Origin of the sequence: Streptomyces sp. ADMS (genome assembly GCF_033441795.1) — a bacterium.
Taxonomy (GTDB): domain Bacteria; phylum Actinomycetota; class Actinomycetes; order Streptomycetales; family Streptomycetaceae; genus Streptomyces.
On the sequence record NZ_JAVFVX010000015.1, the window covers coordinates 47134 to 67758 of the forward strand.

Here is a 20625-nt window from a genome sequence, read left to right on the forward strand (position 1 = left end):
ACCGTAATGCCCGTACGAAACCGCGTGCCGTGCGCCCGCCATCACCGGCCCGCGCGCCTCCGGCTCACCGCCGGGTGATCGTCACCCGGTGGTTCCCGTCGAGGCCGGCGCTCGCCACGGTGATCCGGATGCCCCGCCGCGGGTCCTTGAAGGACTCGCCGGGGGCGAAGGGGGCGTCGGAGAGTTCCGCGTGGACGTTGGGGCTGCGGGTGCAGCCGCCGCTGTCCCGCCGGGAGTCGTACACCGTGACCGGTCCCCGCCCGGTGTCGACGTTCGCGTCGACCTTGTAGATCAGCACGCCCGGCCGGCACACCGTCTCGTCGTTGCCCTCACGGGTCCGCAGCTCGACCGCGTACCCCGTACGGGAGTTGATGGGCACGAACACGAGTTTCGCGCCGCCGGGACGGGCCAGCGGAGTGAGCGTGTACTCCGACGTCCCGGCCGTCACCGCGCACCCGACCTGTGTGGCGTCCAGCCAGCCGAGCTTCCACTTGTGCCAGCCGAGGAGGTCGTTGTTGGCCCCCCAGTCCTCGCTCATGATGTCCCAGTGGCCGACCGCGCCCCCGCCGTGCTGCGTGTACAGGTCGGGCAGCCCGAACACATGGCCGTTCTCGTGCGGGAGGACGCGGTAGCCCGTGGTGTCGTACGACCCCGAGCCGTCGTCCTGGCGGGAGTAGATGAAGGAGGCGTTGGCGACGGGCACCCCGTCCGCGACCGGCGCCTCCCTGTTTCCGGCGAAGGTGACGGACAGGACGGTGTCCAGGGCGGAGGGGCCCGCGTTCGGGGTGACCAGCACGTTCAGCAGGTCGTACGAGCGGAAGTCGACCGCCGGATCGGCGGCGGCCACGATGTCCCGGACCAGTCGGCGGTAGCCGGGGTCGAAGGGGGCGCCGCGCTCTATGCCGTACGAACGGAAGGACCGGGGCATCCGCAGCCAGGTGGCGATGGGGGCCTCGGGGCGGTAGTCGAGGCGGCCGTAGGAGCTGGTGGTGAACCAGTCCCGGGTCTGCGGGAAGAACTCCGCGAGCCGGTCGAGAGCGCTGCCCTGGCCGGGGGCGTCGGAGAAGTCGACCATCAGGTTCAGTGCGCGGACGGTACCGGTGGACCGGGAGTAGCCGGCCGGGGTGGGCAGGCCCTCGGACATCTGGACGCCGAAGCCGCCCCTGATCAGACAGGGTCCGAGCGCGGAGGAGCGGGCCAGCGGGACCGAGCCCGCGGCGGTCGTGGAACCCCGGGTGAGGTGCCCGGTGCCGGCCGAGGTGCTGACCGCGAGGGTCAGGGCGGCCACGGACACCAGGGCGGCCATCCGGCGGGGGCGCACCGGGCCCGGCGGGCGTATCCGACGACGGCTGCTCGGCTGCTGCATGCACGGACCCCTCGCGACACGGCAGCCGCAGGTCTCGGACTGCACCCTTTCGATCACCCTGTGTCGAGGTCGGCGCGGGCGCGCGCTGGAGGAGACCGATCGTGGGTTTCTCACCCAAGGTCATGTGACGCAGGTCACAGGAATCTCTTCGGATGCGGGAAATAACCGGGGATCGTTTCCCCGTTTAGCCAAGTGTCCGAGCGAAACGGGGACTGCTTCCCCGGATCGCATCGCAAACCTCTGATCCCGATCCCTCAGAAGGAGCACACCGTGCAGACCGTGACCCCCGTGCGGCAGAAGGCGCCCCGGCCTCGTGCCGACGCCCTGCGCAACCGGGAGCGGATCGTCACCGCCGCCCGTGAGATGTTCGTCGAGTTCGGCCCCGAGGTGCCGATCGACGAGATCGCCCGCCGGGCCGGCGTCGGCAATGCCACGGTGTACCGCAACTTCCCGGACCGGGAGGCTCTCGTGCGCGAGGTCGTCTGCTCGGTCATGGACCGTACGTCCGAGGCTGCGGAGCTCGCGCTCGCCGGGACCGGCGACGCTTTCGAGGCGCTGGAGCGCTTCGTGCATGTCGCCGCCGACGAGCGGATCAGCGCGCTCTGCCCGATGATGGCCAGCACGTTCGACCAGCGGCATCCCGACCTGGAGGCCGCGCGGGAGCGGGTCGAACAGCTCACCGAGGAGATCATGGACCGCGCCAAGGCGGCCGGCCGGCTCCGCACCGACGTGGGCGTCGGCGACGTGATGGTCGTCGTGGCCCAGCTCAGCCGCCCTCCGGCAGGTACGGCGTGCATGAGCATCGACCGTTTCGTGCACCGCCACCTACAGCTGTTCCTGGACGGTCTGCGAGCCCCGGCCCCCTCCGAACTGCCCGGCACGGCCGTGACGATGGAGGACCTGCGCCGATCCTGACCGACTAGTTCAGAGCACCACGCGAGTCACCACTCACACCACTTACGTACGTCACTCACGCCACTCACACCAGGCTTCCAGCCGTCAGCGCCGACGAACTGATCCTTTTCGCGTCCTTTTTCCCTTACGAAGTCCCGAAGTGGGTATCCCCATGTCCGAAACAGCCCAGGCTGCCGCCACCAGGGCGCCGGCTCCCGACTCCAACCGCTGGAAAGCGCTCACCTTCATCGCGCTCGCCCAGCTGATGGTCGTGCTCGACGCGACCATCGTGAACATCGCCCTGCCCTCCGCCCAGCAGGACCTGGGGATATCGGACGGCAACCGGCAGTGGGTCATCACGGCCTACGCCCTGGCCTTCGGCGGACTGCTGCTCTTCGGCGGCCGGATCGCCGACATCTGGGGCCGCAAGAACACCTTCGTCACCGGTCTCATCGGCTTCGCCGCCGCCTCCGCCCTGGGCGGCGCGGCGACGAACGAGGCGATGCTCCTCGGCTCCCGCGCCCTCCAGGGTGCCTTCGGCGCGCTGCTCGCGCCCGCCGCGCTCTCCCTCCTCGCGGTGATGTTCACCGACGCCAAGGAGCGCGCCAAGGCGTTCGGTATCTACGGTGCGATCGCCGGTGGCGGCGGCGCCGTGGGTCTGATCCTCGGCGGCTTCCTCACCGAGTACCTGAACTGGCGCTGGACGTTCTTCGTGAACATCCCGTTCGCGATCGTCGCCGCCGCCGGTGCGTACTACGTCATCCGTGAACCGTCCGGCAGCCGCAACCGCTCGCCGCTCGACGTCCCGGGTGTCGTCCTGTCCACCCTCGGTCTGGTCTCGCTCGTCTACGGCTTCACGCGGGCCGAGTCCGAGGGCTGGAGCGACTCCCTGACGATCGGCATGTTCGTCGCCTCGGTGGTGCTCCTCGCGGCCTTCGTGTTCGTCGAGTCCAGGGTCAAGGCCCCGCTGCTGCCCCTGCGTGTCATCACCGAGCGCAACCGCGGCGGTGTCTACCTCTCGCTCGGCCTCGCGATCATCGCGATGTTCGGCCTGTTCCTCTTCCTGACCTACTACCTGCAGATCGTGAAGGGCTACTCGCCGGTCAAGACCGGCTTCGCCTTCCTGCCGATGATCGTGGGCATGATCACGGGCTCCACGCAGATCGGTGCCCGGCTGATGACCCGGGTCGCCCCGCGTCTGCTGATGGGCCCCGGCTTCCTGGTCGCCGCGCTCGGCATGCTGCTGCTGACCCAAATGGAGATCGGCTCCTCGTACGCGGCCCTGCTCCTGCCGGCGATGCTCCTGCTCGGCCTGGGTATGGGTACGGCGTTCATGCCGGCCATGTCCCTGGCCACGCTGGGCGTCGAGCCGCGTGACTCCGGTGTCGCCTCCGCGATGGTCAACACCTCGCAGCAGGTGGGCGGTGCGATCGGTACGGCCCTGCTGAACACGATCGCCGCCTCGGCGACCACGTCGTACATCTCCGACCACATCGGCAGCGCGACCTCCCGCTCCCAGCAGCAACTGGTCCAGCTGGAGGCCATGGTCGAGGGTTACACCAGCGCCATCTGGTTCGCCGTCGGCATCCTGGTCGCCGCCGCGGCGATCGCCTTCACCCTCATCAACGCCGGCCGCCCGGACATGAGTTCGGTCAGCGGTGAGGGCGCGGAGGAGGAGCTGAAGGTTCCGGTGGTCGCCCACTGACCGCGGCTGCCGTCCCCCTCGTACCCTTTCGGGCCACTCCGTACGTCACGCGGGGTGGGGACACCTCGTGACGTACGACTCCGGGATCTGCCCTGGCTGCGCGCTCAGCGGAGCCAGGGCAGATCCGCGCCCGCGTCCTTCGGCTGAAGGCCCTGGGCGATGATCGCCATGACCTCGTGGAGCGTCTTGCGCTGCTCGTCACTGATCCGGTCGAACACGGCCTGGCGTACGGCGGCCACATGGCCCGGCGCGGTCCGCCGGAGCACCTCCTGGCCCTGGTCGGTCAGGACCGCGAACTGGCCGCGCTTGTCCGAAGGGCAGTCCTCGCGCCGGACCCAGCCGTTCTTCTCCAGCCGGGCGATGGCGTGCGAGAGACGGGAGCGGGTGATCTTCGCCTTCATCGCCAGTTCGGTCATCCGCAGCCGCCTGTCAGTGGCCTCACCGAGGCCGACGAGCAGGCCGTAGTAGACGTGCGGCATGCCGGCGTCGCGCTGGAGCTGGCGGTCGAGATGGTCCTCGAGAAGGGTGACGGCGTGCATGTAGGCGCGCCAGGTGCGCTGTTCCTCGTCGGTGAGCCAGCGGGGCTCCTCGTCAGGTGTAGATGCCGTGTTCATGTATTCCACTCTACGTTCCCCGTCCTTGAATATTAAACCAAAACGATGTATGTTCAGTATGCGAGAAGCTTGAGACTTCAAGATGCAGACTTGAAGCAGGAGTGGAAAACGCCCCGGGAAGGGAGCAGTCCTCATGTCCGCCGACATCCAGGAGCGCATGCCCGCGCTCTACCTCAGTCATGGCGCCCCTCCGCTGGCGGACGACCCGATCTGGCCCGGCGAACTCGCCGCCTGGTCGGCCGACCTGCCCCGCCCCAAGGCGATCCTCATGGTCTCCGCCCACTGGGAAGAGGCCCCGCTGGCTCTCGGTGCCATCGAAACGATCCCCCTCGTCCATGACTTCTGGGGCTTCCCCGAGCACTACTACCAGGTCGAGTACGCCGCCCCGGGCGCCCCCGAACTCGCCGAGTCCGTACGCAAGCTGCTGCGGGCCCCCGGCATGCCCGTCCAGGACATCCCGGACCGCGGCCTCGACCACGGTGCGTACGTCCCGCTGGTGGAGATGTTCCCCGAGGCGGACATTCCTGTCCTCCAGATCTCGATGCCGACCCTCGACCCGGTGAAACTGATGGACATCGGGCGCAGGCTCGCGCCGCTGCGTGACGAGGGCGTGCTGATCGTCGGTTCCGGCTTCTTCACCCACAACCTGGCCGCGCTGCGGCACGCGGGTCCCGGAGAGCCGACCTGGTCACGCGAGTTCGACGACTGGGGCCACCGGGCCCTGGAGACACGGGACGTGGACGGCCTGCTGGACTTCCTCCACAAGGCTCCCGCGGGCCGGTACGCCCACCCGCGCACCGAGCACTTCGCCCCGCTCTTCGTGACGATGGGCGCGGCCGACGTGGCCGGCGAACTGGACTCCCAGAGGTCGGTCATCGACGGCTTCTGGATGGGGCTGGCCAAGCGGTCCGTGCAGTTCGGCTGACCCCCGGGGCGGTATTCGGCCCCTTCGGGCAGGCGCCCGGTGGCCGGAAGGGCCATGGAGTGAGGGTGCGGGAAGGGGCTCAGAGTTCCTTCTCGTACCAGGCCACGTCCCAGTAACGGCCGAACTTGCGGCCCACCTCGCGATACGTGCCGACGTACCGGAACCCGAAGCGTTCGTGCAGCCGAACGGACGCTTCGTTCGGTGTCACGATCCCGGCCAGCGCGCGATGCACGTCCTCGACGGCCAGGGCCTCGAAGAGGGCCTTGTAGAGCAGGGTGCCGACACCGCGCCCGCCCGCGTCCGGGGCGAGATAGACCGTGACCTCCACGGTGGTGCCGTACGCCGGCTTCACCCGGAAGGCGCCGGCTGTGGCATACCCCAGAATCCGCTGTGAGTCCACCTCCGCGGCAACCATCAGGCGGTGCGGGCCGTCTTCAGGGTAGGAGAGCAGCCAGGGGCGGCGCTCCTGCGGTGTGAAGATTTCGGTGTCGAAAGTGGTGGGCGTCTCGCGCACGTAGTGGTTGTAGAGGTCGGTGAGAGCTTCGAGGTCGGCCTCGACACCCGGCCTGACCTGCACCTCTGTATGTTCCGACGACATCACGCCTCCTCGTGTGGCGGCACAGGGTACTGCAAGATCAGAAAAAGAGGGGTGTGCGTTGGGAATTCTGTCCTGATTCCAGACGTTGTTTCCTTCGGATGCTGGGCACGCGAGGAGTGTGCTGAGCGTTCAGATATCAACAGGGACATCAAGGGCCACCCGCTGACCCACCATCGCAAGGGAGCAAGCATGGCAACCCGTGCCGTCGCCCGTCGTACGTCGTCCGCCACCGGCGGTACCGTCGACGCGGCACGCAGTGTTCGCGCCCATGGCGGCGAGATCGCCGACCGCGACCTGGTCGGCATGTACTTGGACGAGATAGCCCGGACCCCGCTGCTCGACGCCGCGAAGGAGGTCGAGCTGTCGCAGACCATCGAGGCCGGTGTGTTCGCGCGCCAGATCCTCGACGGCGAGACAGAGGCCAAGGCGGACGCCACCGTCGAGGAGCTGGAGGCGCTCGTCGCCGAGAGCGAGCGGGCCAAGGACGTCTTCATCCGCTCCAACCTCCGCCTGGTGGTCGCCGTGGCGCGCCGCTACCCCCGCAGCGGCCTTCCCCTTCTCGACCTGATCCAGGAAGGCAACGCCGGCCTGGTGCGCGCGGTCGAGAAGTTCGACTACCGCAAGGGCTTCAAGTTCTCGACGTACGCCACCTGGTGGATCCGCCAGGCCATCACCCGCTCCATAGCCGACCAGTCGCGCACGATCCGCCTCCCCGTCCACCTGGTCGAGGAACTGGGCCGGATCCGGCGCGTGCAGCGCGAGTTCAACCGCAAGAACGGGCGGGACCCGGAGCCCGCGGAGATCGCCGCCGAACTGGACACGACCCCGGTGCGCGTGGTCGACGTCCTGGATTGGGCCCGCGACCCGGTCTCGCTGAACATGGCGGTGGACGACGAGGGCGAGACCCAGTTCGGCGACCTCCTGGAGGACACGTCGGCGGTGTCGCCGGAGCAGTCCGTGCTGACGCTCCTGCGCAGCGAGGAACTGGACGACCTGATCGGCCGCCTCGACCAGCGCACGGCCTCCATCATCAAGATGCGGTACGGCATCGTGGACGGCCGGGAGCGCACGCTGACGGAGGTCGGCAAGGAGCACGGGCTGACCCGCGAGCGGATCCGGCAGATCGAGAAGCACGCGCTGCTGGAACTGAAGAAACTGGCACGGGACACGGGCTTCGACGCGGTGGCCTGACTCCGCACATGACTGGCCGGATGCGCGGGGCGGCTGCTGTCGGCCGGCGGAGCCGCACGGCGATACGGCCTCGCGCCCCAATCCGGTACGCGGGGGCGCGTTCGGGTAGTCCGCGCGCCGGGAGGCGTACGACTGTTGAAGGTCGCGTGCGCGGGGTGGCGGAAGGCCGCGCGAAGACAGCGGTGCGAGGCTGCTTAAACCATCGGGTCCGGGGCACAAGACCTCAGGGCCCAGGAGTACGGGTTCCGGGCGGTGACGCCTCGGATCCCCCTGAGCCAAGTCCCGACGCAACCCCCCCCAGCGTCGGGACCTCCCAAGCCGGGCTTCGGCACCTACCCCCCCCAGGTGCCGGGGCCCGGCTTCATTTCTGCCCCGCTTCCGGTTCGTCCCTGCGCTGTGCCTGAAGGCGGGGCACCCCGTACCTGAACCCCGGGGTGGCCCGCCGAATGGCAGATTGTGCCACAGCGGCATAACCTGGCGTCCGTGTCCCACCCCAGTCTCTCCGGTTCCGCCGACTCTTCCGTCCCCTCCGGTTCACTCACCGAACGGCGCAAGTACGCGACCCGGACGGAGATCGCCCGGGTGGCGGCGCGGCTCTTCGTGACCCACGGGCTTCGGGCCACCCGCGCCGAGGACATCGCCCAGGCGGCCGGGGTCGCGCCGCGCACCTTCTACCGCTACTTCGCCACCAAGGAGGAGGCCGTCGGCCCCCTGTTCGGCGCGGGCACGGAGCGCTGGGCCCAGGCGGTGCGCGAGGCCCCGGCCGCGCTGTCGGTGCCGCAGGCCCTGGAGCACGGGGCACGTCATGTGCTGACGCCCGGCGCCGGAATGTCTCCGGGTGCCCTGGAGTGGGCCCGCACCCTGCTCCGGCTGGCCGAGGAGAGCCCCGCCCTGCTGCGGGTGTGGGCGGAACGGTGCCGGACGGCGGAGCGCGCGCTGGCGCAGGCGCTGGACTCCCGGGGCGCGGGGCCGGCCGGCTCACCCGAGGCGCGCTTCACCGCGGCCGTCGCCAGTGCCGCCGTACGCGTCGCCTTCGAGACCTGGTCGGCCGGGGACGCCCCGGCCGACGGCCCGACCGGCCCGGCGGCACTGGCGGTGCGCAACCTGGGGGCGCTGCGGGACTTTCCGTGGGGCGGCGCGAGTTCCTGAGAGCTGCCGGTGGGGCTGTTGGTCAGCTCCCCGCCGCCCGGGACAGGCGGGTCCCCAACTCCCGTACCCGCTCGACCTGGTCGGCCGGTTCCCGGACCGTGAAGCACGATCGTCAACGTCGCGATCCTGTCGATCCAGCGCGAGTCCGGCGCCACCTTCAGCCAGATCCAGTGGATCACGGCCGGCTACGCACTCGCCTTCGCCGCCGGCCTCGTCACCGGCGGACGGCTCGGTGACATCCACGGCCGCAAGCGGCTGTTCCTCGCCGGCATCGGCGGTTTCACCCTCGCCTCCGCCTTCCGCGGCTTCGCCGCGAGCCCGGAGATGCTGGTCGCCTCCCGCATCCTCCAGGGCGCCATGGCGGCGCTGATGGTGCCGCAGGTCCTGTCCATCGTCCACGCCACCTTCCCCGCGCACGAGCGCGGCAAGGTGTTCGGTCTCTTCGGAGCGATCGTGGGCCTGGGCGCGGTGACCGGTCCGGTGCTGGGCGCGCTGCTGACGGAATGGGACCTGTTCGGCCTCGGCTGGCGCCCCATCTTCCTGATCAACCTGCCGGTGGGCAGCCGGAGGGCAAGGCAGGAGAAGGCGCCGAGGGTGTGCGCGTCCCGGGTGTCGAGGTTGCATTCGCACAGGGTGAAGACCTGTAGCCTGTCGGATGACGTCCAGGGTCGTCCTGGCGCTGCTGCGCGGTCCGTGTTGTAGCAGCCCTCTGGGGTGACTATCCTGCGCGGACGCCCGTTCTGGGTGTGTTGGGCCACCTTGTTGAACCCTGGAAAGCGGCGGACGTCATGGCATCGAGGGAACAGATCACCTCTCCTGGGGCGGCAGCGTCGGAAGCGTTGCGGCCCAGCTGGCTTCCCGCGCTTTCCGGGCTCTCCCTGGAGGAGCTCGCCGCCCTCGACGGCGCGGAGTTCCAGGCATCAGTCGATCGTCTGAAGAGTCGCGTCAACAGGCCGCTCTCCACCGTCGCGGGCAGCTCCGGCAGCTAGGTGTGACGGGAACTCACAAGGCGTCCCAGGAGCGGCGCGTCGCCACTAGAGTGCACCGATGCGCCTTCACGAGTTGTCCGCCCCCGTCCTGCGGGCCCTGAATTCGACCACCGAGGACGAGGTCGCCGTCGCTGCGCTGCTGGATGCCGAACACAGTCGCCGGCTCCTCCTGGTGCGGGCGATCATGGACGCCTGTGCGGGCACCCCGGAGGCCGACGCGGTCGATGCGGAGGAGGCCTGGCGGCTTCTGGAGGCGGCGCAGAAGCTCGATGCGGCGGCCTTCCGCGCCATGCTGCTCGACCCGCAGGTGGGCCTGTGGGCGGCGACGTTGCTGCGCCGACTGTCCCGGACGGGCGAGCCGAGCGGGGCCGGGGCTGGGCCGGAGGGACCTCTGCGGGTAGAACTTGGTTTCCTGATGCAAATGGCGGCCGCCGTCTCCGTCACGGTCGGTGCGGACTTCGGTGCGCGCGTGCCGGTGCGGGACGGTCAGGTGTTCCTGCCGGGGCTGGGACGGGCGACCGTCGGCTCCGGCGAACCCTGGGACACCGCCGAGATGCGGGCGCTGGACGGGGTGGTGCGTGTCTCCTCCGGCGGTATGACAGTGACCCTGCCCAGCAATCCGGAATCGGACGCTCCGGGCTGGGAGGGGTTGCGCAGGCTTCGTACGGGCCGCGACGGAGTCTCCCTCACCCTCACGCTCGACGACCTCGGCCCCTATCTCGCGGTGCCCGGGCTGCCGACCGCCGGGCGGCTGACGGCGGACGCGTTCGCCGACTGGCAGCGGTGGTTCTCGGACATGTGGCCGCTGCTGGTCGACGACCACCGGGCCGGTGCCCGCGCGTTGTCGGCCGGGCTGCTGTCCGTCGTACCGCTGCCACGGGGAGAGCGGTTGCGGGCTCGGGCGGCATCGTCCAGTGACGCCTTCGGCTGCGTGCTGCTGTCCGAGCCGGACATGGACGCGGCGGATCTGCCGGAGCAGCTCGGGGTGGCCCTCGTACACGAGTTCCGCCATACCCTGCTCAACGGACTCATCTTCCTCATGCCGCTGTTCGAAGAGTGCGACGAACTGTTCCATGCTCCGTGGCGGGACGACCCACGTCCCCTCGGGGGGCTTGTACACGGGGCGTACGCCTTCTCGGGAGTCGCGCGCTACTGGCGCACACGCGGTACGAAGGGGCTTGAAGGGTTCGAGTTCGCGCTCTGGCGGGAAGCTGTCCGCGAGGTGCTCGGTACGCTGCACGGCCACCCCGCGCTGACGTTGCTGGGCCGGCAGCTGGTCGAGGCGCTCGCCGAGCAGACCGGGCCCTGGCAGGAGGACGCGGTGGGGGAGCACGAACAGCGCCTGGCGAGCCTCGCGGCCGGCCACCACCACGCCACCTGGCGTGCCCACCATCTGAACCCGCCGCCGGCCCATGTGGAGGCACTGGCCCTCGCCTGGGAGACGAACGCGCCCGTATGCCCGCCCGCCGGCACCGGGTTCACGTCCGACCTGCGCCCCGACCCGCTTGCCTGCCGGCTCGATGCGCTGGCGCTGCTGGCGCGCCTCAGCATCATCGACCCGGCGGAGTTCGAGCGGCTGCGCGGCGAGGAGGATCCCGCGCTCCGGGTGCCCGGCGTCGGCCCCGCCGACCTGGCGCTGGTGGGCGGCGACGCCGAAGCCGCGCTCGGGCTGTACGCCGACGAGCTGGCCGGCCCCGATGCCCGTCCCGCGGCCTGGGCCGGCCTGGGGCTGGCCCTGACCGAGACCGGTGCGCGGGCGGCTGGGGCAGCCCTGGTGCGAAACCCCGAAGTGGCGCGGGCCGTCAGCCGGTCGCTGCCCACCCCGCCCGACCCGGTGGCGCTTGCCCACTGGCTGGCCGGCTGACGGGCACAGCCACCCTGCCCTGCGCCGCTCTCTCGCTCACAGCGGCATCGGATCGATGTCGCAGTCCGCCCGGTGTTCCCAGTCGGCGGCCTGGGCCACCGCCGGGTGGCCGCTGCCCAGTCTGCGGGCGAGGCGTTCCTGTGTGTCGCTGTGCACGACGTCCGCCTCCTCGGTGCGGCGCAGGGCGCGCAGGTCCATCGCGAGGTTCGCGGCGCAGGCCAGGGACGACGGGTGGTCCTCGTCGAAGACCTCGCCGGAGCGGCGGAGGGTCTCGGTGTCGAGGCCGAGTGCGGTGCCCGGGTCGCCGAGGGCGTAGTGGTCGCTGGCCAGGTTGGTGCGGCAGACCAGAGTGGACGGGTGGTTCTCGCCGAGCGTCTCGGTGAACTCCCGCAGCACCTGGGTGTTGATGTACTGCGAGGCAGCCGCGTCGCCCAGCAGCCGGTAGGTGATCGCCAGGTTCACGGCCGCCGACAGGGCGTGCGGATGATGCTTGCCGTACGTCTTCTCGTACTGCCGGCAGATGTCGGTACCCAGCCGCAACGCCTCCTGGAGTTTGCCGCTGTGTCGCTGATGGACAGTCAACTCTAGTGTGGCGGCCATGGATTCGGGGTTGTGGTGGCCGTAACGGCGGACCAGTTCGGCGCGGGCCTGTTCAGCGGTGGCGGACGCCTCCGCGTGCTCACCGGCCTTGCGCAGGGCGACCGCGAGGTGACGGAAGCAGGAGAGGGTGAGCGGGTTGTCGTTGCGGAGTGCGGTGGTCGCCTGCTCGACGATCTCCCGGTGGTACGTCAACGCGGTCGCGTAATCACCGCGTTCACGTGTGTCGAGGATCAGGCCGAGCCAGGTGCGCAGCGAGTTCACATGGTCCTGGCCGAGGATCTCGGTCCAGCCGCGCCAGGTCTGCGTGTCCAGGTCGTGAGCACGGGCGAAGTCGCCGACCAGGCGCAGACTCACGCCGAGGTTGTGCGCCGCCCGCAGGGTCTCCGGGTCGTCGGGGCCCAGCAGCCGCTGGTACTGCTGGTGCACGGACTCGGACAAGTCGAGGGCCTCGCTGAACGCGCCGCGCACCCGGTGGTCGATGGCGACGTTGCCGAGCGCGTCGATGGTGTCCTGCGCCTCGGACCCCATCAGCCGCCGATAGGCGTCCAGCACGGCGGAGTTGAGTACGGCGGCCTCTGGGTAGCTGCCCATGCTGAAGAGCAGGAACCCCAGCCATTTCGCGATCTGCAGGGTTTGTTGGTGCTCCTCGCCCAGCTCACGCGACCATGCGTTGTGCGCGGTGCGGGCCAGCTCCAGACAGGAGTCGTAGTCGCCCCAGCGCAGCAGCGCGATGACCTCGTTCACGACGAGGTTGCGCACCCAGCTCTCGTCGGACTGGACCGCGTTGGAGACCACCACATGCGGATAGAGCGAGCCGTAGCGTTCCCATCGTTCCGCGCTGTCGGGGTCGTTCGGGTCACTCGCCGCCAGCAGCAGGTGGGCGCCGCGCCGCATCAGCGTCCGGTCGTCGTCGGTCATCCGGAACAGCAGCGCCGCCTGCACCAGCCGGTGCATCTGCAGGGAGTTGTTGCGGTGGTTGAAGCGGGCCAGTGAGTAGCGGCCGATCTCCCGGATCACCTGACCGAGCCGGATCGGGTCCTCCAGCGCCGAATCCAGTTCGGGGGCGATGGAGCCGCGCGGCATACGGGCGAACAGGGTGCGCGCGATCGGTTCGGGAGCGTAGAAGGAGCAGACCTGGAGCAGTTGGTACGCGGCGGGGTTCTTGGTCTCCAGCTGGTCGAGGGAGATGTTCCAGGCCGCGATCACCGGGTGCTGGGTGTCCATCGGCGCGGTGCCGCGCAACAGGTCGACGCGTTTCTCGTCGAGAAGCCGCAGATACTCGTCGACGAGCATGCCGGTCTCGGCGTGCCAGGCCGCCGCCTGCTCGATGGCGAGCGGCAGGTCGCCCAGAGCCTCGGCGAGCCGGTCGGCGTCCGCGTCACTGATCTCCGGTCCGCGCACGCGCAGCAGCTGCTTGCTCTCCTCGCGTGTGAAGACATCGACCTCCAAGGGCCGGGCGATGCTGGCCCACTGAGGGTTGCGGGAGGTGATGAGGATGTTGCCCGGTCCGCCGGCCGGGAAGAACTGCCGTACGGTTTCCGGGCTTTCGGCGTTGTCGAAGACCAACAGCCAGTTCGTGTACGGCACTCCGATCCGGAGCGTCTCCAGGACGGCGGCCACGGTCGAGGAGGAGTCGCTGCTGGGCGGCAGGCCGAGCCGCGGGGCGAGTTCCACCAGCGACAGGGAGATCTGCGTGGTGCGCTCGGCGGAGATCCACCACACGACGTCGTACTCGGCCATCCGGCGGTACAGGTACTCCACGGCCAGCAGGCTCTTGCCGACCCCGCCCATCCCGTGCAGGGCGTGGGGCAGAACGGCGGTCGCCTTCTCCCGCAGGAGTCGTTGATGCAGTTCCTCCAGGAGTTCCTCGCGGCCGGTGAAGTTCGGGTTCCGGGGAGGGATGTTTCCCCAGACCGTGGGAGTGTTTCTGGTGCGTTCGTTGCCCACGGTGCCCGCCGGGGCCTGTTGTGGCATCGCCGGCCTCCTGTTCCTCAGAGTCGTCGGGCGGTCGGTGTCGCCGGGGAGGAGGGCGACGGCTCGGGTGGGTGCGGTGCTGCCCACGCGTGGTGCGGGTTTCTCGTGCTTGTTCCGGTAGGCGGCGACCGCGGTGTCGACCTCTCGGGCCGGCTTCAGAAACGGTCCGGACAAGGCGTGGAGGACGGCGCTCTCCGCCACGAGCCAGGGCCCGGACTCCTCGTCGACCGGCGGGAGTTCGTCCACGGCGGCCCCGCGCAGCAACCGGGGCAGTCGCCACAAGTGTTCCCCGCTGGAACCCAGGCGATCCCCCACGGCCTCGACGGCTCGCACCAGGTCGGTGCGCCGTCCGGCGGCGAGCAGTTCCTCGCGTACGCCAGGTGCGAAGGTGAACGCCGTGTGGAAGCCGCTCGCCGGGCGGACCAGGCCGTGCACCAGCAACTGGGCGAAGTCGGCGTGTGAACCGTCCGGCAGCAGGGCGTCCCGCACCCGGCACACCAGCGGCGGGGTGAGCGGGACGGCGGCGAGCACGGTGGCCAGGGTGAACACGTTCGGCGCCACGGTGGACCGGAAGCGTGCCACCAGAGCCGCGGCGTCGGGCGCCGGTCCGGTCCCGCCGCTTTTCCCGGGCACCTGCGCGCGGGGGAAGAGCACGGTGAGCGGATGCCACTCGGGAGGCGTCGCCCCGAGCAGCCCGGACCAGGCGTCCAGCCAGCGGGGGGACAGTTCGAGCACCGGTACCGGTATGTCGGGACGGCGGCCGGCCGGCAGGTCGTGGATGTCGGGTCCCAGCCCACGGGCCTGCCAGCGAAGCCGGTGGTTCGGTGCGCCCGGAGCGGGGGAGCGCAGCAGCACCTGCCAGCTGCGCAGCCCAGTGGCGGGCCACACCGGATGCGGCAGCAGATGGAGCAGGGCGACCGGACCGGCCTGGCCCCAGCGACGCAGCAGTGGTTCCACACCGTGGCCGTGCCACCGCGGGCCCGCACCGTCCGTCAGGAGCAGGGTCAGCCGGCCGCTCGCGCCGCGCCGGGGCAGCGTCGCCGGGTCGCTGTCGCGGGCGTACGGCAGATGGTGCGCGGTGACCCGGCCGAAGGCGCGCGAGCGGTGCAGGTCCCGGGCGAAGGCGTGGACCGTCCGGACCCAGATGCCCATCGTGGGGCCCGAGTCCGCCACCACCGCCACGTCCCAGCCGGCCGGCCTCCGCGCCCGGTCCCGTCCCGGGCGCGCCGGGGCGGGACCCAGGGCCGCGCCTGCCCGGCGCAGCGCACTCGGCAGCTCCGCGGGCAGAGCGGACGGGAAGACGGTCATGGCGTCTCCGTGGCGGTCCACTGCCAGACCGTGTCGACGGCCGTCTGCCAGCCCAGGTCCTCGGCGAGCGGCGTCAGCGCGCCCTGCGCCGCGAGATGAAGACAGTCGAGCAGCCGCCGTACGGCAGGGCCCTCGCTGCCCTCGGCCCGGTCCAGAAACGCGTCCAGTACGTCCTGCTCCAGGCCGTCGGGGAAGCGCGCCTCGGCGATGGACCGCAGGGTCTGCCTGGTGGGTACGGACAGTGGCAGTGACACGCACAGGCCGGCGAGGTCTGCGGGCAGGTCGCGTTCGCCGCTGCTCGTGACGACCACGACAGGGAATGTGTGGCACCGCACGACCTGGCCGCGCACCGGCACGGTGGTGTCCGGGTCGTCGTCGGTCGCCACCCGGGTGAGTCCGGCGGGCACGGTGAAACCGCCCGCCTCGAAGACCGTGCACACATCGTCAGCCAGGGTGATCTCGGCCCGGTCCAGCCGGTCGATCAGCAGCACACGGGGCCTTCGGTACGGCAGGAAGGCGGTGCCCAGCGGACCGAGCCGGCCCTCACCGGCGTACAGACCGTCCTGGAGGGTGCTCAGGCTGGTGATCCGCCAGTGCAGCACCCTGCCGAGCCCCAGTTCGCGGCCGATGCGATGGGCGACGGCCGACTTGCCGGTGCCGGGAGCGCCGGTGACGAGCAGCGGGCGGCCCAGCGACAGAGCGGCGTTGACGCGGGCGACCTCGTCCGGCGCGGTGGAGAAGGGTTTCGCACCGTCTCCGAGCGCGACCGGGGCGTACGGATCGTCGGGCGGCGGGGGCAGGTCCGGGCCGCCGTCGAAGAGTCGCCAGGGCGGCGGTCCGGGCCAGGCTCCGGCACCGGCACCGGTGCCGGGCCGGCCGGTACCCCGGTAGATTCCCCATGGCTCGCTGGTCGGCGGCATGAGTGGTGTCCTCTCGGCGCTGGGTGCAAAGCTTCCTGACGCGTGGCGGTGGCTCTGGTGCTGTTCGTCGGCCGGGGGCCCTTCAGAGGGACGTTTGTCGTGTGCTTCGCAGGTCAGGGGCCGACTGTCGACGGCCAGGGCAGGCCGGGGACGACGGGCCTGCGCCGCGGGTTGTCCCACAGAACCGTCAGATGGCGGCCCATGTGGTCCGCGGGTTCGTCGTCGGGGTGCTGTTGTGCGGCCTCGCGCCGGTAGGCGGCGACCTTCGCCGGGAACCGTCTCAGGCCGTCGGCGAGCAGCCCGTCGAGAACCTCGTGGAACTCGCTGGTGGACCAGCCCGCGCGATGCCAGATCACCACCGGCAGCCCCTTGCGCAGCGCCGCCTGCAGCTCCCGGTGGCCGTGTCCGCGGTCGGGCAGCGGTGGTTCGCTCAGGACCATGGCGACCAGACGCTCGTTGTCGAGTCGCTCGTCCAGTTCGGGCAACGGGTCGTCGTGCTCGTGGACCTGCCGCACGTACACGGACCGCGACGGGTGGTCGTCGGCCCCGAGCTGCTTCCAGCGGTCCCACCAGAACTGGTGCCAGGCGCTGTTCTGCAGCCGGTCCAGGCTGCGGACGACCACGGGATGGTCTGCGGCCAGCGGTACCTGCGGCACCTCACCGAGATCCCTCGGCCACCAGTCCACGGGCAGGTTGAGCAGCTCGAAGGGCAGGACGAACTCCAGACGCAGCGGCTGCGTCGCCTTGCCGTCGCGCGCCTGCTCGACTGGCTTGAACCGCTTTGCCTGGCGCACGATCGTGCTCACCACGCCCTCCAGCCGGTCGATCGGCACCTGGAGCAGCGCCTCGCCCGGTTCCAGATGCTGCGCGTGCGCCCCGGAACGCCCGGGTTCCTCCCGCGCGTCGGACAGAAAGGAGTGGGAGACGGTGTAGAGCTCGCTGTCCAGCGGGTCCGGCGCGATATGGATCGCCAGGTACTTGCGCCGGCGCGGGACGGGCGCCGGCGGCGACTGCTGGTTCCTGGCCCGCTCGGCGTCCAGCTGCTCCGCCACGTCGAGCCCGATACTCTGCGCCACCTTCCGGTTCTGGGCCAGCAGTTCGTCCTTCACGGCGGAACCCAGGTGCTCGGCACACAGATCGAGATGGAGCATCCACGGCGGCAACTGCCCCCGGGCGGTGTTGTGGCCGGCCAGACGGAGAAAGTCGTGCCAGGGATTCTCGGTGTGCGCGGCGGGCGCGGTCAGCCGCTGGTCGGTGGCCGCCCAGATCAGGGCACAGCGCATTCGGTACGGCAGCCGCAGTGCCCCGAGGGCGCCGCCGAGGAACTTCCAGGACTCCACGAGCCACGGCAGCCCGTCCAGCGAGGTGACCGCGGTCCACTCGTCGGCGAGCCGCAGCAGCAGCCGCGCCTGGGGGCAGCCGGGGTCGATGGCCTCCATCGCCTCCGCCAGCACGGACGGCCCGCGCGCCTCCCGGGAGCAGAACCGGAACATCCCGAGGAACTGCAGCGCGGCGGTGTCCTGCTCCCGCAGCAGGAGCGGGTGGCCCACCGCATCGCTCACCAGCGAGCCGAACCGGGCCCGTTCCTCCTGGGCGCCGAGCGCGCGCGCCCCGATCAGCCCGGCCGCCGTCCTGGCGCCGATCCGGAGGCGCAGACGTGCGGCGGAGTCCTGTATGTGTGCCGCTGGCCGGTCGCGGCCCTCGCCGCTCGCCTGGGTCAACGCGGGTCGTCCGAGCCGGGGAAGGGCGGCGGGTCGGTGGGCTTGCTGCGACCGTCGCGTGCGCCGCCGATGCCCGTCAGCAGGCGTCTGCGTACGGCGGCGCCGTCCGAGCAGTTCGTCAGGTCGATGTGGACGACCCCGGCCAGCAGGCCCTCCGGTGAGCAGGGCTCCACCATGACGGGCACCAGGTTGCGCGTCAGCCCCGTCGGATCCTTGCCCTGGGCGGCCTGCCACTCCTGCTGCCCGTACACCGACCGCATGTAGGCCGGGGACAGCACGGCGATGGTGCGCTCGCACCGGGTCACACCGCTCTCCATGCCGAACTGCCAGTTGCTGCCCGGAACGAAGTCCCACTCCTGGACCAGCACGCTGTAACCCGCGTCCTCCAGCTGCCAGGAGATCCAGGCCGCCCATCTGCGGTCGGCACCGGTGTAGGAGACGAAGAAGTCCCGGCGGCCGTCGGAGTGCTGCCCGTTCTGGCCCGCTGTCCCCTCGGCGGCGGGCTTGGAGACCGCGGACGACGAGAAATCCGGGCCGGACGCGGACGCGGACGGTGCCGGTGCCGGGGTCTGCCGGGTCTGCGCGATCCGCTCCCGCACCAGCTCCCCGAGCGAGCCGGATAGCCAGCTGTCGTCGCCCTCGATGCGGGACACCGCGTTCGACAGTGCTGCCAGTCCTCCCACCCTGGCGTCGCAGAAACGGACGAGTTCCAGGAACTCGCCCATGGGTGTTGGCTGCTCCTCCGTCTCGATCTCCAGGCCGAGCTCCTCGCCGATCAGTTCCACCAGCAGGGCCCTGGTCAGCCGGTCGCCGAGTACGGGCGAGCTCAGCAGTAACTGGACCACGTTCATCGGCCAGCCGCGGTCCCGGTCCGGCCGGGCGCGGAGTTTCGGGTCGTCCTTGTCCACAACACCCCCCGAAAAGCTGTGTCCACATCCCAGGATACGGACACCGTGACGCTCCGTCAGGGCTTCGGCGGGAGCTTTCCACTGAAGCGTGCGATGCCCGTTCGTGCCCATCACGTGCCCGAACCTGTTTACTTTCCGGAAATCCGGGCGTAGCCTCCGAATGAATCCACAAGTTCGGGCATGAGTGAGCGTTCAGCAGGCGTCGAGCGGACATCGGTCGGAGGTAAACAGACATGTACGCACCGGAGCGGCAGCAGGAAATCCTGCGGCTTGCCCGTGCCGGCGGGCGGGTGGACGTGCTGTCTCTCGCCGAGCAGTTCCAGGTCACCGCGGAGACCATCCGGCGGGACCTGAAGGCTCTGGACCGCGCGGGCCTTCTGCGGCGTGTGCACGGCGGGGCCATACCGGCCGGTCGCCTCGACTTCGAGCCGGATCTCACCGAGCGCGAGTCGACCTCCTCCGACGAGAAGGACCGCATCGCCAAGGCCGCCCTCGCCGAGTTGCCCACCGAGGGCACCCTCATCCTCGACGCCGGCTCCACGGTCGCGCGTCTCGCCGCCGCCATCCCGCCGGAGGCGACGCTCACCGTCGTCACGCACAGCCTCCCGATCGCGGCCCGCCTCGCCGACCACCCCGGCATCCAGCTGCACCTCGTCGGAGGACGCGTCCGGCACCGTACGCGCGCCGCCGTGGACGGCTGGGCGCTGCGGGCGTACGGCGAGATCCGCGCCGACGTCGTGTTCGTGGCCGCCAACGGGTTCTCCGCCGAGTACGGGCTGACCACCCCCGACCTCGCCGAGGCCGCCGTGAAGCGGGCCGCCGTGGAAGCCGCCCGCCGAGTGGTGCTTCTCGCAGACTCGTCGAAACATGGCCAGGAGCACTTCGCCCGCTTCGGGGACATGGGCGACGTGGACCTGCTGATCTCCGACGGCGGGCTGAGCCCCGAGGATGCCACCGATATCGAGCGCGGCGGAACGGAGGTGGTGCGCGCATGATTCTCACCGTCACTCCCAACCCGTCCCTCGACCGTACGTACGAGATCCCGTCGCTCGACCGCGGCGAGGTCATCCGGGCCACCGGCGAGCGGATGGACCCGGGCGGCAAGGGCGTCAACGTCTCGCGGGCAGTCGCCGCCGCCGGTCGGCGCACCGTGGCCGTGCTGCCGCTGGGCGGTGCGCCCGGAGCGCTCGTCGCCGACCTGCTCGACGCCCAGGGCATCGAGGTCGCGCCGGTACCGGTCGCGGGCGCCACCCGGTCCAACATCGCCCTCGCCGAATCCGACGGCGTCCTGACGAAGATCAACGCACCCGGCCCCGAACTCTCCGCCGCCGAGCAGGAGTTGCTGCTGGAGACCGTGCGCCGGCAGTCGGCCGACGCCGACTGGATCGCCTGCTGCGGCAGCCTGCCGCGCGGCCTCGGCCCCTCCTGGTACGCCGACCTCGTCGCCCGTACGCACGCGGCGGGCGCCCGGATCGCCCTCGACACCTCGGGGCCGGCCCTGCTGGCGGCCCTGCGCGAGCGGCCCGACGTCGTCAAGCCGAACGCCGAGGAGCTCGCCGAAGCCGTCGGCCGCCCCCTCGCCACCATCGGCGACGCCGTCAAGGCCGCCGAGGAACTGCGCGAACTCGGCGCGGGCGCCGTCCTCGCCAGCCTCGGCGCCGACGGACAGCTGCTCGTCAACGGCTCCGGCACCTGGTTCGCCAGCGCGCGCGTCGACACCGTACGCAGCAATGTGGGCGCCGGTGACTCCTCGCTCGCCGGATTCCTGATCGCCGGCGGCAGCGGCCCCGAGGCACTCGCCTCCGCCGTCGCACACGGCGCCGCCGCAGTCCAGTTGCCCGGCAGTGTGATGCCGACGCCCGCCGACCTCGACCCGTCCGCCGTGACGGTGACGAGCGA

General features: G+C 70.8%; 16 protein-coding genes and 1 pseudogene. 10 read left to right on the forward strand and 7 right to left on the reverse strand.

The genetic code is table 11. The features are described from left to right. Positions 1–64 precede the first annotated feature (64 nt). Positions 65–1366, reverse strand: coding sequence for a M6 family metalloprotease domain-containing protein (locus RB628_RS09760; RefSeq protein ID WP_318319925.1), 1302 nt, complete (start codon positions 1364–1366; stop codon positions 65–67). 270 nt (positions 1367–1636) lie between these two features. Here RB628_RS09760 and RB628_RS09765 point away from each other — a divergent pair, with 270 nt between their 5' ends. Next, positions 1637–2281 (forward strand): helix-turn-helix domain-containing protein, encoded by a 645-nt coding sequence (locus RB628_RS09765; protein ID WP_318319926.1) that lies wholly within the window; start codon positions 1637–1639, stop codon positions 2279–2281. Between the two features lie 151 nt (positions 2282–2432). Beyond that, positions 2433–3965 carry an MFS transporter gene (locus RB628_RS09770; RefSeq protein ID WP_318319927.1) on the forward strand — a complete coding sequence of 511 codons (1533 nt, stop codon included), beginning with the start codon at positions 2433–2435 and terminating at the stop codon, positions 3963–3965. 104 nt (positions 3966–4069) lie between these two features. On the opposite strand, the gene RB628_RS09775 is transcribed toward RB628_RS09770, so the two are convergent. Further along, positions 4070–4579, reverse strand: coding sequence for a MarR family winged helix-turn-helix transcriptional regulator (locus RB628_RS09775; RefSeq protein WP_318319928.1), 510 nt, complete (start codon positions 4577–4579; stop codon positions 4070–4072). A gap of 133 nt (positions 4580–4712) precedes the next feature. Between RB628_RS09775 and RB628_RS09780 the strand changes: the two genes are divergently transcribed. Next, positions 4713–5504 carry a class III extradiol ring-cleavage dioxygenase gene (locus RB628_RS09780; protein ID WP_318319929.1) on the forward strand — a complete coding sequence of 264 codons (792 nt, stop codon included), beginning with the start codon at positions 4713–4715 and terminating at the stop codon, positions 5502–5504. A 79-nt stretch (positions 5505–5583) separates the two neighbouring features. Here RB628_RS09780 and RB628_RS09785 read toward each other — a convergent pair whose 3' ends face one another. Then, a complete protein-coding gene (locus RB628_RS09785; RefSeq protein ID WP_318319930.1) occupies positions 5584–6102 on the reverse strand; it encodes a GNAT family N-acetyltransferase in 519 nt (172 codons plus the stop codon). 189 nt (positions 6103–6291) lie between these two features. Between RB628_RS09785 and RB628_RS09790 the strand changes: the two genes are divergently transcribed. From RB628_RS09790 to RB628_RS09810, 5 genes and pseudogenes are all read left to right on the forward strand, one after another. Then, positions 6292–7293 carry an RNA polymerase sigma factor RpoD/SigA gene (locus RB628_RS09790; protein WP_318319931.1) on the forward strand — a complete coding sequence of 334 codons (1002 nt, stop codon included), beginning with the start codon at positions 6292–6294 and terminating at the stop codon, positions 7291–7293. 483 nt (positions 7294–7776) lie between these two features. Then, the gene (locus RB628_RS09795) at positions 7777–8442 is read left to right on the forward strand and encodes a TetR/AcrR family transcriptional regulator (RefSeq protein ID WP_318319932.1); all 666 of its coding nucleotides are present in this window, start codon (positions 7777–7779) and stop codon (positions 8440–8442) included. 105 nt (positions 8443–8547) lie between these two features. Beyond that, positions 8548–9036 (forward strand): annotated as a pseudogene (locus tag RB628_RS09800) (MFS transporter); the annotation flags it as partial. Between the two features lie 194 nt (positions 9037–9230). Next, positions 9231–9431, forward strand: a complete 201-nt coding sequence (locus tag RB628_RS09805; protein ID WP_318319933.1) for a hypothetical protein — start codon at positions 9231–9233, stop codon at positions 9429–9431. Between the two features lie 58 nt (positions 9432–9489). After that, positions 9490–11295, forward strand: a complete 1806-nt coding sequence (locus tag RB628_RS09810; protein WP_318319934.1) for an HEXXH motif domain-containing protein — start codon at positions 9490–9492, stop codon at positions 11293–11295. A 36-nt stretch (positions 11296–11331) separates the two neighbouring features. Here RB628_RS09810 and fxsT read toward each other — a convergent pair whose 3' ends face one another. The 4 genes from fxsT to RB628_RS09830 form a co-directional block, all read right to left on the reverse strand. Then, entirely contained in the window at positions 11332–15177 is a 3846-nt protein-coding gene (gene fxsT / locus RB628_RS09815; protein WP_318319935.1) for an FxSxx-COOH system tetratricopeptide repeat protein, read from the reverse strand. After that, on the reverse strand, positions 15174–16097 hold the full coding sequence (locus RB628_RS09820; protein WP_318319936.1) for a MoxR family ATPase: 924 nt from the start codon (positions 16095–16097) through the stop codon (positions 15174–15176). The genes fxsT and RB628_RS09820 overlap by 4 nt, the downstream gene beginning before the upstream one ends. Before the next feature lie 113 nt (positions 16098–16210). Then, entirely contained in the window at positions 16211–17818 is a 1608-nt protein-coding gene (locus RB628_RS09825; RefSeq protein WP_318319937.1) for an effector-associated domain 2-containing protein, read from the reverse strand. Continuing rightward, a complete protein-coding gene (locus RB628_RS09830) occupies positions 17815–18726 on the reverse strand; it encodes a toll/interleukin-1 receptor domain-containing protein (protein WP_318319938.1) in 912 nt (303 codons plus the stop codon). Before RB628_RS09830 ends, RB628_RS09825 begins: the two co-directional genes overlap by 4 nt. A gap of 233 nt (positions 18727–18959) precedes the next feature. Between RB628_RS09830 and RB628_RS09835 the strand changes: the two genes are divergently transcribed. Both RB628_RS09835 and pfkB read left to right on the forward strand, forming a co-directional pair. Further along, on the forward strand, positions 18960–19721 hold the full coding sequence (locus RB628_RS09835) for a DeoR/GlpR family DNA-binding transcription regulator (protein ID WP_318319939.1): 762 nt from the start codon (positions 18960–18962) through the stop codon (positions 19719–19721). Then, a partial coding sequence (gene pfkB / locus RB628_RS09840) for a 1-phosphofructokinase (RefSeq protein ID WP_318319940.1) occupies positions 19718–20625 on the forward strand: 908 nt, incomplete at its 3' end. The genes RB628_RS09835 and pfkB, both read left to right, overlap by 4 nt.

Coding starts and splice junctions, on each gene's coding strand:
- RB628_RS09760 (WP_318319925.1), bottom strand. CDS start 1,366: ATGCAGCAGCCGAGCAGCCGTCGTCGGATACGCCCGCCGGGCCCGGTG.
- RB628_RS09835 (WP_318319939.1), top strand. CDS start 18,960: ATGTACGCACCGGAGCGGCAGCAGGAAATCCTGCGGCTTGCCCGTGCC.
- RB628_RS09770 (WP_318319927.1), top strand. CDS start 2,433: ATGTCCGAAACAGCCCAGGCTGCCGCCACCAGGGCGCCGGCTCCCGAC.
- RB628_RS09775 (WP_318319928.1), bottom strand. CDS start 4,579: ATGAACACGGCATCTACACCTGACGAGGAGCCCCGCTGGCTCACCGAC.
- RB628_RS09785 (WP_318319930.1), bottom strand. CDS start 6,102: ATGTCGTCGGAACATACAGAGGTGCAGGTCAGGCCGGGTGTCGAGGCC.
- RB628_RS09805 (WP_318319933.1), top strand. CDS start 9,231: ATGGCATCGAGGGAACAGATCACCTCTCCTGGGGCGGCAGCGTCGGAA.
- fxsT (WP_318319935.1), bottom strand. CDS start 15,177: ATGACCGTCTTCCCGTCCGCTCTGCCCGCGGAGCTGCCGAGTGCGCTG.
- RB628_RS09780 (WP_318319929.1), top strand. CDS start 4,713: ATGTCCGCCGACATCCAGGAGCGCATGCCCGCGCTCTACCTCAGTCAT.
- RB628_RS09810 (WP_318319934.1), top strand. CDS start 9,490: ATGCGCCTTCACGAGTTGTCCGCCCCCGTCCTGCGGGCCCTGAATTCG.
- RB628_RS09790 (WP_318319931.1), top strand. CDS start 6,292: ATGGCAACCCGTGCCGTCGCCCGTCGTACGTCGTCCGCCACCGGCGGT.
- RB628_RS09820 (WP_318319936.1), bottom strand. CDS start 16,097: ATGCCGCCGACCAGCGAGCCATGGGGAATCTACCGGGGTACCGGCCGG.